The 259-nt window shown below is 64.1% G+C and carries 1 protein-coding gene; it reads left to right on the top strand.

The window, feature by feature from the left end; translation table 11 throughout:
* Positions 1–187, top strand: a 187-nt coding sequence (locus ACRHNM_RS17235) for a hypothetical protein (protein WP_431137877.1), incomplete at its 5' end; no start/stop codon positions are given.
* Positions 188–259: the final 72 nt, after the last annotated feature.

Genomic DNA, 259 nt, shown 5'->3' with positions numbered 1-259 from the left:
TGCCAGGGCGATCGGCATCGATTGCGGCCCGATGTCGGGCTTCGACAATGCCGGAGTCGACAAAGAGTTCTTCGCCGGCACGACGTATAAGTCGAACTTCATCTGCTCGCTCGGCCAGGGCGACCCGTCCCAGATATTCGGGCGCAGCCACCGCTTCGCCTTCGACGAGGCGTGCCAGGTCCTGTGAGCCCCAGCGCTCGTTTGAAAAGATCCGGAAGCCCAGGCCGGGGAGCGTGCGTCCTTCGAGGCTCGCTTCGCT

It is taken from the genome of Psychroserpens mesophilus (genome assembly GCF_050617655.1).
Lineage (GTDB): Bacteria > Bacteroidota > Bacteroidia > Flavobacteriales > Flavobacteriaceae > Psychroserpens > Psychroserpens mesophilus_A.
This window is presented reverse-complemented; position numbering and strand designations above follow the sequence as displayed.